The following is a 12,388-nucleotide window of genomic DNA, read 5'->3' on the forward strand; positions in this document are numbered from 1 at the left end:
GTAGCTTAGAAAATTATTCTCTATAACTACGTTCACTGCCACATAGGCAGCAGATAACAGACCTAATGCTGGTTATCTCAGGCTGCTGACAAACCAATTAGGTTTGCCCGCAAGCTGGGTAAGTTTTTTAAATAAACTTGGAAAATCAACTTGTTGATTTTCGTCTGATAACACAAAGTGGGAAAACTACGCTTTTATCCCACTTCGTCAACAACCTCCAGATAACTGGCCTAGCGCCAGTTATCTTTTCACCTTACGAATCCCCAGTTGGTCATCATAATGATAATCAACATCTTCACCATCAAACTTCAAGAAGCTAATTTCACCATACAGCCGTGAAATTGACGTTAGTTGACCTTCGTCTTGACTATGTTGATAAATCGATTGCGGATAATCTCTCACTAGCCATAGTCTTTTTTTCAACGATTCAGGAAAATCAACACACTGAATATTTGAGATATTATCTTTTTTGACCCATCCGCTAACTTTGTCATACTCCAAAAACTCGGGTTTACCTCTATCTGAAATCACTAATGAAAGTCGAATAGCTTGAGAGTTTTTACGAAAAGGCGCTAATTGCACTGGTATTGCAGTCATCCACCAGCAACCGTGAGTATATCCCCATAAATTAGCAGCCGTATTAATTCGAACACTAACAGGTGAAGCTGTGCGTGAATGCCTTCTTTGACTAGTTCTAATCATTTTTTCATCTTGTTCAGTTGAAAAAAGACATTTTGTTTTTAAGGTATAACTAATCGATGCATGCTCTAGGCTGGCGAAATCACTGTCTTTAGTAATATCAATGTCCGCTGTTTTTTTTATTCGAGGCAGAGCATTAACAGATGTTAGTAATTGTTGCTCATTAACAAGCTCACTTAAATTATGCGTCTTAAGCTTTATTACCCTATTTTCATAACCTGGATGAGAGAAAATTGTTCCTTTTATTTCCTGAAAACCTTTCAAATTGTATTGTAGTAATGCCACATTAGGTTGTTCAATTTCCCCTTCGCGATGTCGGCGTACCCGCCCCGCCATCTGAATAATAGAACGATATGATGAGGGTTCAATAACAGCCCAATCAAAGTCATGGTCACGCCCCACTTCTTCAACTGGTGTTGCTATAAGTATAAAAATCAGTTGATTAGCCTTATCTTGAACTTCAGTTAAATGTTGGCGAATGATAGGATCAGCAAGTGCTACGGGTTCTTCCCCAATTTTTTCTTTACGTTTAAGCACCTTATCTAAATGCTGTTCTTGTTCATGGCGTAGTAATAAAACCTGCTGACTATGATAAGCCATCGTGCGAATTTCAATATTTTCAGGCCATTCACATTCAAGTAAAAAGCTCGTTAACTCAACACAAGGCGAAATATTAGCTACCCGAACTACACCGAATGACACTTGAATGCCCGTTTGTTGGTCGACAAAATGATGATATGCATGTTGCGCCAAAATGGAACTTTGAATATGTTCAAAAAAACGTTGACGACTATTTTTACCTTTTTCAATTGGCATCGGTACAATTAATGCTTTACGGCGAGCAGGTAGTGACTGTAATACCTCAGCACGTTTATCAACAAATTGGTCATGATATTGTTGATATAAATAAATTGAGTTCACATCATTTGCCGTGATTGTTGCGATTTGTGTCGTCGACTGACACTGATCTTTCACTGGGTGATATTTGCCCTCATCCATCCATATACAACCAATTTGTAATGGCTGTTGACGGCTTTTGGCATGAATATACCAACCTGACTGATAAGCTTGGAAATAAGCTAACGCGATATCAGGAGGAATGGTTGCCGAAGATATCATGACTTTTCGCCCAAGCAAGCCGGCGAAGTGGATCAAGCGGCCTATTGCGATTAAATCATCATCACTAAAATCATCCACTTCATCTATAACGAGATCAGATGACATCAAACGTAAACTTGGCAAAATATAGCGGCCACCGCGAATGGTTTCTGTGGCACCCATGATATGGTCAATGGTGCAAGCCAGCACAGGTGCATAAAGTAATGCTCTATCTTTCGCCCTCGTTAATACTGTGGAAAGTGTTTCTTCAGGGAGACAACCTTGCCATTTATCTTCTTGCCATAAGAGTTCTTCTTCCTCATCAAATAGTGTTTCTTGTGATTCAGAGCCGCTATATTGTCTCTTTTCTCTACCTTTAGTATTGATATCGTCTTTGACGTAATTGTCAGATTGCGTCGCATGATCATGTAATTGAGTGACAGCTTTAGAACCAACTAAAACAGCTAACTCATATTCTTCCAGCCCTATGCTCTTTTTATATTCATCTCCTGTTTGTAATGTTAGTGTTCTCAGCCCCAATGCAAGTATAAAGCGTAAACTTTGCTTATCTTCTGATAATGCCTGCATAACTTTTGCATTAGCACGCGTTTTACCACAACCCGTACTGGCCATATTGACAATAAAATAGCCTTTTATATCATCTTGTTCTTCACGATATTTATGGATTGTGCTGACTACATCTTCCTGCCAACTAAATGGCCCACTGCTGTTTTTATGATGAATTAATGCTTTAACATCACCAGCTGTAGGCGGTTCATCTTCAAAGAATGGCAGTAGTTCCACCACCTCACAGGCAATTTCAGCTACATTAACCAAGTGCTCATCCAGTTTTTGTTTGAATTGAAACTGGTTATTGACTTTATGCGTATTAGCATAAAGTGGAATATCACTTTTCCATTGTGAGTCATTTTCTTTTGAAGAGTAATTATGATCCGCTAACATGAGGCAAAGACGTGCATAGTGAGCAATAATTTTCCAGCTACCATCCACCATAGCTTGTTGAAATAGAGGTAATTGTTGTTTTAGATGAATAGCAGCCTGTTTAATTGCTTGCGTCCATGTTGATGATGCACTTAATAAACCATTAGGGAATTCAAAACACTGTGCTAATCGCTGATTAAACTCTTGCTCATCGTGTTTGTTTTCATAGCCCCAATACTGTTCAATTAATTGCATCATATCTGCAAGTGAATTGGCCTCTCTATGTCCTATCTGGCTAAGAAGTATACGGTCGCCATTATTGGGATTGCCTTGCTGCTGTTTAGCATCTAGAAAAGGCAAACGATGATGAGATACGATTAACCATGTTAATAAGGATGCTGCATCGGGTAATCCTGATAATGGCAATAAGGCTTGTTGGTTTTGTTTAGCCCACTGTTGTAGCTGTAACTCATCCCATTGTTGTGTCACCAACGCATTAAGCCAACTTTCATCCCGTTGTGGATCAGTTTGGCTTTTTACAAGTGCGCTAAATAGCAATGAAGACACCCATTCATGGCGCAGCGGATCCCCTTTTAAACGCGTTTTAGTGTGTGGATTTAATTTGTCTTGAAAAAGTTGGGATGCCTTTCCCCAATCATGAAATAATGCAGCTAAGCGAACCAACCCATTAATAAGCGGAAGGTATTTCCAATCATTTTCTTGTTCACTGCCTAATAACGATTTTTCTGTTCGATTGACGGGAACAAAACCTTGTTGATTAAATTTATTTTTTTGCCCGACAACCCATAACAGTTGACTGCGTGAACGAGAACGGATCCAATGACAGCTTACCGCAGTGTTGCGACTAGCACTTTGTCGCAACATTTTCTGCACGGTTTTCAACCCGTCCTCAGTGATCAGGGTTTGCCATGTATTGTCGCCAATTCGGTTTGCAAATGCGTCCAATACTCGTCGAGTTCGTTTTAATGCATGTTTTTCGCACTGTGAAACAAAGGTCACCATCATAACGATATACCTTGCGAAAGTTGCTCTGTATGATCTTGTATAGCTATCGATTTGACCGTATCAAATAAAAAATCCAAGGCGTGATGTTCAACAAAAGACTGCAAAATTTGTTGACGAAATTCTTGCTCTGTCGCCTCTTCCTTGCCACAAATAAACGCCCACGGCAAAACAATGGCATCTTTAATTAAGTCCGCCACATCAAAAACTAGCGCCCCGCGCCGCGTTTTTCCATGCATCAGCGCAAAACCATGGGGAATACCTAATACCCATAAGCAACTGGCAGCCAAGCCATATGCCAAGTAGTTACCATGATTAAGAAAAGCATTCGCTTTATCCATCGCTTGATGTTGGCGTTTAAAGTTTTTTTGTCCCGTATTATTCGCCGCGTATTTATATAGCGCTTTGGTTAATTGCGCTTCGGTCAATAGTAATGCTTGAGTGTGTTCCGCAGACTCGGTGCGTTGATGAAAGGTTTCAAAGGCAGGTTGCAGCGTATTATCTTGATAAATAAAACCTTCATTTTGTAAATCACGTGAACTTTGCCAGACTTGGTGTAAATACCGAATTCGAGATTGTTGAAGTTTTTTTGCCGCAACTAAGCGTTTTTCATCATCAAACCAAAAACTTAACCAGCCCTGTAAGTATTCTGTTGGCCGGTATTCACCTTGTGGCGTCATCCACTCCACTTCGCTGGACATATATAGCGGAGTTCCGCCACCGCCACAAAACCCAACTAAAACGCCCGCTTGAGACAACATCCGCATTGCTGCTTGTGTAATGGATGTTCCCGTTCCGAGTAAGATAACGGTGGTATTCGCAATCGGGATATTAAAGTAAAGGTTTTCATTTTTCGCTTCAGTGAAATACAGCACTCTGCCGTCTTTTTGCATTACTCGGCAATGTTCCAAGTAATACATATTGGCGCGTTTCGAATGCAAAATGGTTTTTAAGTCACTTGGTGAGAAATCATCCATAAGAGCTGAGTTTCGTCCTTAAATAATAAATTTTTTGAATCAATTAATCCTATTAGAATAAGCTTTAGTTAACGAAACAAGCTTTAACCCATGACTAAAGTCCAATTTGCGAAGGGTTTCACAAAATGGTGAGCAAAAATACCTCTTTGATAACCTTTTTATTTTATGCTGTTTGCGAGGCTATAAACGTTTTAAATTATCTCGCTGTGCGTTTTTCATTTTCTAAGCTGCCTATACGGCAGTGAACCAGTGGATAGAGCAATAGCCTTCTAAGCTATTTTTCTAAGCTGCCTATACGGCAGTGTACTTATTACTGAAAGAACAGCATTTTCGCTAATTTTTCTAAGCTGCCTATACGGCAGTGAACAATTGAATATGAAATGTAAGGAATTTTACGATTTTCTAAGCTGCCTATACGGCAGTGAACATGTCGCAAGAAGACGCTGCAGCATGGATTATTTTCTAAGCTGCCTATACGGCAGTGAACTGGCGGGTGTTCAACCAATGAGTTTACCTACTTTTCTAAGCTGCCTATACGGCAGTGAACGAACGGAGAAATCTGGTTTGCGATACGTTTGGTTTCTAAGCTGCCTATACGGCAGTGAACGATTAAATGACGGGCGATATATTTACATGTCATTTTCTAAGCTGCCTATACGGCAGTGAACCAGTGCATACGGGCAGGCACGGCCATAGGTCATTTCTAAGCTGCCTATACGGCAGTGAACGAGTTTAGCCCCTATTTAAGAGGTGATATCATTTTCTAAGCTGCCTATACGGCAGTGAACGCACCAATCTTAAATAATTCTACTCGTTTGGTTTTCTAAGCTGCCTATACGGCAGTGAACATAAAGGTCACCAATATCGTGTAAGTTATAGATTTCTAAGCTGCCTATACGGCAGTGAACTAATCATCGATGGTAATGCATTTCATAGTCGCTTTCTAAGCTGCCTATACGGCAGTGAACACTCTCGGATCAGAAACATGTCCATCGAGATATTTCTAAGCTGCCTATACGGCAGTGAACTGGCTCAAGTTCAATATTCCATGTGGGTTACATTTCTAAGCTGCCTATACGGCAGTGAACCACTTGAAATAGAGCAGTTACGCTCGACTTATTTTCTAAGCTGCCTATACGGCAGTGAACCATCTGTTGCGGCAGTACTCAAGAAAATTGAATTTCTAAGCTGCCTATACGGCAGTGAACTTTACGTCAAATATTTTTTGGTTGGTTTCGTTTTTCTAAGCTGCCTATACGGCAGTGAACCGAGCGTCACCTGAAAAAGCTGGCGACATTGATTTCTAAGCTGCCTATACGGCAGTGAACGCAGTGGAAGAATGTCTTTGTGTCTGGTCACTTTTCTAAGCTGCCTATACGGCAGTGAACGAGATGCTTAAAAAGTTGCACCAAGACGATTTTTTCTAAGCTGCCTATACGGCAGTGAACGTTAGAGCATTTATATAATCACTTGATTGCTCTTTTCTAAGCTGCCTATACGGCAGTGAACTCTCGCCCTGGTCGCCGTAATGCACAATTTTGTTTCTAAGCTGCCTATACGGCAGTGAACCTGCTGATTCGGTAGTTTAGCTTTTGCATAAATTTCTAAGCTGCCTATACGGCAGTGAACATTCAGAATATCGCCAATAACGCCCTTTGGTTTTTCTAAGCTGCCTATACGGCAGTGAACGATTACCCTCGCGGTATGCCATTGCCGATTAGTTTCTAAGCTGCCTATACGGCAGTGAACTATAAACATAATCGAGTAAAGCCAATAAATACAATAAATTAATCAAAAAAACAGCAAAATACCTTTATTTTTAGATGAATCTATAACCTATTGTTTAGTCAATGGATTTTTAAAGAGCAAAAATAAAAGGTCAAATAAGGGTAAAACAAATACAAATTTATGCAATATAAAATCAGCAGAATAATGGCCGAAAATACCTTTAATTATTGTCTAAATCATCCCCATAAAAACAAAAAAACCGCGCGCCAATAATGGCAATGCGCGGTTGAGTAAAACTCAAGTATTCGATGATTAACGGTTGCCAAATAACGACATACTATTTAAATCTTTAAAAATACTTTGTGATGCTTCAAACATCGCTTTTTCTTTATAGTAATCCGAGGTGGTGCCTGTCCAGTTGGTTTCCAGTAACTCACTTTTACGGGCCGCATTTTGAATAGAACGAGTGTCCGCTAGAAAATCCAATTTATCGATTTCTTGCAATTGCAACCCTTGCTTCGCTTCAATATTGGAAATTTGGTCGAGTGCCGCTTTAATTGCACGATTCGCTTCATCCATTCCGGCTTGTGCTCGGTCTAAATCAGCTTGAGGGGCATCTTGCTGTGGGATTTTTAGTGCTTCAATGCCTGCATTCAGTGCTTTGAATACATTAACAACATTATTGCTGTCTGTATCAAATACCTGAGCCCCTGTAAAATACGTGGTCATTTCACGATCACTGGAAACATTTTGCATAACAGCTTTATCGCCACCGTGGTATAGCACATCACCGTCTGCATTAATTTCAAATGGAGGTTTATCCGATTTAAATCCCGCAAAAATATAACGCCCATTACCGTCGGTGGAGTTACCGAGTGCCACTAATTGTTCTTTTAAGCCTGTTAATTGCTCAGCCAATGTATTGCGATCTTTATCGCTTAAACTGCCTTGGTTAGAGGCTTGAATAATCGTGGTATCGATTTGCGTGGTGACATCAGTCATTTGAGTCAAAATGCTCATTTGTAATGTCATCCCCGTTTTGGCAAATCCACGGCTGGTAACATATTGCTGATTACGAGTTTCAGATTGGTTAATTCGCACCGCTTGCGATGACGCTTGCGGATCATCAGACGGTTTGCTCACGCGCTTACCTGATGCCAATTGGCTACCTGCTTGCATCCAACGCGCTTGGGAATTATTCATGTCTTGTAAGCGTTGGTGATAAATCATATTTGTGCTTAAACGCATCGCTAAATCCTTATTATGTCGCTAAAACTTAGAACGCACGCATCAGCGCATTAAACAGATCATCCACGGTTTTTAACACTTGCGCATTAGCGTTGAAAAACTGTTGGATCTTCTGCATTTGAATACTTTCTTCGTTCATATTGACACCAGAGATGGCTTGTTCTTGTGCATAGAAGCTCTCTGTCATTTTGTTCTGTGTTTCAGCGTCAATTTGCGCTTGTTTGGTTTTGCTACCCACATCATTGACTAATGTGGCGTAAAAATCAGAGAAGGTAGAACCGCCATCAATCAGTTTTTGGTCTTGTAATTTAACCAATTCTTTGATGTTTTCGTTATCACCAGGACCACTGTCTTTGCTACCCGCCCCCGCAAATTTTGCTGCATCGCTGATCAACGTTTGCATACCATTAATGACACCACTCACAGGCTTCGCAAGGAATGAGTCCCCTTTTTGTACGCTGCTGTTGCTAATATTGATTTCAATCCCATCAAATTTCAGTGTTGTTGCGGTTGAGTCGTTATCTAAAGCGACGTTGGTACCCTCAGGTAAACGCGTCACACTCCACCCATTATCACCAAAACGAATTTCATAGTTGCTGCCAGTGATCTTAGAGACATCGCTGTATTGCAGGTCAAAATCGGCTTTACCCGTGTTGTGGGTATTACTCACCACACTGCCTTTGCCGATTTCAAAGAAGTTTTCTCCAGTATTACCGCTGGCATCATAGCCTTTGCTATGCACTTCGTTGAATTTGGTGGCAAAAACTAACGCAAGCTTATTCAATTTTTGATAAGCCGGGTCAATCACTTCTTGGCGTGAACGCAAAATACCGCTAAGCTCACCACCACGGAATGACTCATCAGGGATTTCACGTGCTTGGCCATTTGCCCCTACAAAACCAATGCTAAAGCGGCTATCGTCTTTCGATGAGGGAACCGCTTCTAAACGGTTAGCTTTTTCACCTGTCACTAGCGGTAAGCCATTGGCAAACGTGACGTTATAGTTGCCGTTTTGCTCAATCACTTTGACGCCAATTAATGAATTGATTTCATTGACTAAACGATCACGCACATCCAGTAAATCATTAGGTTCAGAGCCACTTACAGAACGCACTCGGGAGATTTGTTGGTTTAAACCCGCAATTTTCTCAGCGTAGATATTGATGTCTTTTACCTTGTTTTCAATTTGCCGGTTAACATCACGTTCCATTTCTTGCAGGCGGCGATCCGCCTCTTTAAATTGGCTGACGAGTGCATTCGCGTTGCCAAGGAAAACATCAATCAGTGTTTTATCGCTGGCATCGCTGGTTGCAGCATCTAATGATGTAAAGAAGCTACCAATGTTGCTGGAGATATCTTCGATATCATTGGTGAGCAAGTCATCAACTTTATTACAGTTTTTAACGTACGCTTCGTAGTCGCCACTGCGTGCGCGAGCTTGGCTGTATTGTGCATTGATAAATTCATCAAACTCACGGCGAACATGGCTGAAATAAGTGCCGTTACCAAAATAGCCACTCGATGTCATCGTACCGGGATTCTCCCCGAAAACAGCACTTTGGCGGTGATAGTAACCCACACCTGCGTTAGCTAAGTTGTTAGAAATCACACTTAACCCGCCTTGTGCAGCGTTCACACCACTGAGCGCATTATTCATTACATTGTTCAGCATAAGCTTTCCTGTTCTGGGTGCTTATCGCCTTCATTGGCTGACACAATGTCGGCGATAGCAACTCAAATTATTTAGAGCATGTTTAGTTATCGGAAAATCGGCGTATTTATTTAGTCCTAACTCGTATAAATTCCGTGTTTTTAGAAAATATCGTTTAAGTCGATGGTATAGGCTTGCACGGCCCGTGATGCGGAAGTATTCACCACCGGTTGATGACCTCGGATCTGGTTAATTAACGTGATGAGTTTATCGGAATAGCCTGGGTCAGTGGCGTATCCGGCTTGATGTAAACGCCGTGCCGCAATTTCAGGGGTTGGTGCTTTTTTGACATCTTTATAGCGCGGGTTTTGTGTCAATAAGTTGATGTAATCCGCGATCGCCTCTTCATAAGAGCCGTAAACGCGAAAGTCATCACGCATTTTAACCGTTTGGCCGTTAATCACTTCCGTCGTCATAATGTTGGTCACGGGCCCCTGCCAACTTTTTCCTGCTTTGATACCAAATAAGTTATGGCTAGTTTTCCCATCCATTTTTAAAATTTCCCTTTGCCCCCAACCGCTTTCCAGTGCCGCTTGCGCTAATACCAGAAAATGGGAGATACCACTACCTTTAGTCGCTGCCTTGGCAGGTTCAAGCAAACGGCTGATAAAATTACTGCTGTTGAGTGATAAGGCTTTGATTTTTTGCAATGGCGCAGACAGGGCATCCCCCATCGGCGCAAAGTGACGCATCATCTGTTCCAAGTTAAATGGCGGCAGTGATTGCGCAGTTTTTTCATCAAATGGCAATAAGCGATGAGAATTTTCTACACTTGATGAGTGCTGGTCGCGGGTCAATTGCTGGTACATCATCTCCCCAAAACCTAACCCTTTTTGGGAAAGATCTTGGGCGATTTGCTGATCGTACATGCTGGTTAACATGCGAGTTTGGTCGTTAGAAAACAAACCATCCTGCGGAAGCGCATCACGCATGCTTTTTAGCATCATTTGCACGAATGTTGCTTCCAGTTGCTGCGTGACTTGGCGCAGCCCTTGCTCCGTGTTGTTATTCAACTCGCCCTTTAACTGGCTTAGTGACTGTAAATCGAACGCCGCACCTTGCAATAGCTGCATATCCCCCATTAGATAATCTCCAATTTCGCACGTAGGCAACCTGCGCTTTCCATCGCCTGTAAAATCGACATTAAGTCATTAGGTGTGGCCCCTAAGGTATTTAACGCTTGAATAACTTGGTTGAGCTGCACGCTAGCATTCACTTTTTGTAATGCACCGCCGCGATCTTGTATTCCCACATTGGTGTTGCGCGTTACCACGGTTTGACCGCCCGCAAATGGCGTGTCAGGTTGGCTGACTTGGGTTTGTCTTTCTACGGTGACCGCCAAGCTACCATGAGCCACAGCACAGCTTTCCAATGTTACGCTACGGTTGATCACCACCGATCCGGTTCGTGAGTTTAAAATGACTTTGGCCTGCGCCATTGGCGTGCGCACGTTGAGTTCTTGAACCCGCGCTAAAAAACGGACTTGGTCACGATTATTGGCTGGCACTAATAGTTGCACCGTGCGGGAATCTAACGCACTCGCGGTTCCCATTCCTCCCATGCGATTGACTGCATCAGCAATATCTTGCGCCAATGTGAAGCTATCTTCGTTTAATTGCAGGTTAATTGCGCCACTTTGGCCAAAACTGCTTGGTAATTCGCGCTCAATAGTCGCCCCACCAGTAATACGCCCACCATTGAGTTGGTTCACTTTGATGCTACTGCCACCACCGCTTGCTCCGGTTCCTCCGACTAAGATGTTACCTTGCGCCATGGCATAAATTTGCCCATCAACCCCTTTTAAGGGGGTCATCAATAATGTGCCGCCTCGTAAGCTTTTTGCGTTACCCATAGAAGACACCACGATATCTACCGATTGCCCTGTGCGAGCAAAAGGGGGTAATTTTGCCGTCACCATGACCGCAGCCACGTTCTTTAACTGCATATTGGTACCTGGAGGAACGGTGATCCCCATTTGAGATAGCATGTTATTTAAACTTTGTGTGGTAAACGGTGTTTGCATCGTTTGGTCACCTGTGCCATCCAAGCCGACGACTAAACCGTAACCAATCAAGGCGTTATCACGCACACCTTGAACCGTGGTTAAATCTTTAATACGTTCACTGTGTGCCGAAAAAGTAAAAAAGCAAAACAGTGATAGCAAAATTAATACGTTGTTTTTCATTGAATTCTCTCGGCCGTTACTCGCTAATGTTTAATTAATAAGGCGAAACATTTAAGAAAAAGCGTTGTAGCCAGCCCATATTTTGCGATTCGTTGATATAACCATCGCCAACATATTCAATGCGAGCATCTGCCACTTGTGTGGAGCTCACATGGTTATCTGATCCAATGGTTCTCGGGTTAACAACCCCCGAAAAACGAATGGATTCCGTGCCTTGGTTAATTGCGATGCGTTTTTCCCCCACCACATGCAAATTGCCGTTTGCCAATAGTTGGTCAACAGTGACGGTAATCGTTCCCTTAAAGGTGTTATTCGCATTTGCGCCGCCTTTACCGCTAAAGTCACTGTTCCCTTTGATATCCAGTTCGGTGTTATTACCGCCTATCCACCCTTGCATAAAGCCGGGTAATATCGCCGCAAGGAAACCTGTTTTACCGCTACGATTTGCGTTGGCAGACGAATTTTTGCTAGCACTGACGTTCTCTTGTAGGTTGATCGTCAAAATATCGCCAACGTTACGTGGTCGCCTGTCTTCAAAAAGGGGTTGATAACCGTAATAAGCTGGCTGCGCACTTTGGAATATTGAGCCGTTCGGTGAAGGCGCTGTGGGAGCAGAAGGAATAGCCGTCGTCTGTGTATCGACTAACGGACGTGATGGAATGTGAGCACAACCGCTGGTGGCTAAAACCAAAACGGCAACTAACCATACCTGTTTAGGTGCAGTCAAACGCATCTGCAACGCTGTTTTTTGCTGTTGGGAAATAAGGCCGCTTTCAA

General features: G+C 42.3%; 7 protein-coding genes and 1 CRISPR repeat array. All 7 genes read right to left on the reverse strand.

Annotation, left to right across the window (positions count from 1 at the left end; translation table 11 throughout):
- Positions 1-240: 240 nt before the first annotated feature.
- The 7 genes from cas3f to AB6N04_RS09410 all read right to left on the reverse strand — a co-directional run bounded on the left by cas3f (position 241) and on the right by AB6N04_RS09410 (position 12,344).
- Complete coding sequence (gene cas3f, locus AB6N04_RS09380; protein ID WP_369311718.1) at positions 241-3,765, reverse strand: type I-F CRISPR-associated helicase Cas3f; 3,525 nt, start codon at positions 3,763-3,765, stop codon at positions 241-243.
- Positions 3,762-4,739, reverse strand: a complete 978-nt coding sequence (cas1f, locus tag AB6N04_RS09385; RefSeq protein ID WP_369311720.1) for a type I-F CRISPR-associated endonuclease Cas1f — start codon at positions 4,737-4,739, stop codon at positions 3,762-3,764. The genes cas3f and cas1f overlap by 4 nt, the downstream gene beginning before the upstream one ends.
- A gap of 218 nt (positions 4,740-4,957) precedes the next feature.
- A CRISPR array of direct repeats spans positions 4,958-6,488; the repeat unit is 28 nt; unit sequence TTTCTAAGCTGCCTATACGGCAGTGAAC.
- A 291-nt stretch (positions 6,489-6,779) separates the two neighbouring features.
- Positions 6,780-7,715, reverse strand: coding sequence for a flagellar hook-associated protein FlgL (gene flgL, locus AB6N04_RS09390; RefSeq protein ID WP_369311722.1), 936 nt, complete (start codon positions 7,713-7,715; stop codon positions 6,780-6,782).
- Positions 7,716-7,743: 28 nt separating this feature from the next.
- Complete coding sequence (gene flgK / locus AB6N04_RS09395) at positions 7,744-9,387, reverse strand: flagellar hook-associated protein FlgK (RefSeq protein WP_369311724.1); 1,644 nt, start codon at positions 9,385-9,387, stop codon at positions 7,744-7,746.
- A 140-nt stretch (positions 9,388-9,527) separates the two neighbouring features.
- Positions 9,528-10,508: a flagellar assembly peptidoglycan hydrolase FlgJ gene (gene flgJ, locus AB6N04_RS09400; RefSeq protein WP_369311726.1), complete on the reverse strand. Its 981-nt coding sequence runs from the start codon at positions 10,506-10,508 to the stop codon at positions 9,528-9,530.
- The gene (locus tag AB6N04_RS09405; RefSeq protein WP_369311728.1) at positions 10,508-11,611 is read right to left on the reverse strand and encodes a flagellar basal body P-ring protein FlgI; all 1,104 of its coding nucleotides are present in this window, start codon (positions 11,609-11,611) and stop codon (positions 10,508-10,510) included. The genes flgJ and AB6N04_RS09405 overlap by 1 nt, the downstream gene beginning before the upstream one ends.
- Before the next feature lie 34 nt (positions 11,612-11,645).
- The gene (locus AB6N04_RS09410) at positions 11,646-12,344 is read right to left on the reverse strand and encodes a flagellar basal body L-ring protein FlgH (protein ID WP_369312059.1); all 699 of its coding nucleotides are present in this window, start codon (positions 12,342-12,344) and stop codon (positions 11,646-11,648) included.
- Positions 12,345-12,388: the final 44 nt, after the last annotated feature.

Source organism: Providencia rettgeri, from assembly GCF_041075285.1.
Classification (GTDB): domain Bacteria; phylum Pseudomonadota; class Gammaproteobacteria; order Enterobacterales; family Enterobacteriaceae; genus Providencia; species Providencia rettgeri_G.

Bases quoted from the DNA above. Each gene is read 5' to 3' on its own strand.
- cas3f (WP_369311718.1), bottom strand. From the start codon at position 3,765: ATGATGGTGACCTTTGTTTCACAGTGCGAAAAACATGCATTAAAACGA.
- cas1f (WP_369311720.1), bottom strand. From the start codon at position 4,739: ATGGATGATTTCTCACCAAGTGACTTAAAAACCATTTTGCATTCGAAA.
- flgL (WP_369311722.1), bottom strand. From the start codon at position 7,715: ATGCGTTTAAGCACAAATATGATTTATCACCAACGCTTACAAGACATG.
- flgK (WP_369311724.1), bottom strand. From the start codon at position 9,387: ATGCTGAACAATGTAATGAATAATGCGCTCAGTGGTGTGAACGCTGCA.
- flgJ (WP_369311726.1), bottom strand. From the start codon at position 10,508: ATGGGGGATATGCAGCTATTGCAAGGTGCGGCGTTCGATTTACAGTCA.
- AB6N04_RS09405 (WP_369311728.1), bottom strand. From the start codon at position 11,611: ATGAAAAACAACGTATTAATTTTGCTATCACTGTTTTGCTTTTTTACT.
- AB6N04_RS09410 (WP_369312059.1), bottom strand. From the start codon at position 12,344: ATGCGTTTGACTGCACCTAAACAGGTATGGTTAGTTGCCGTTTTGGTT.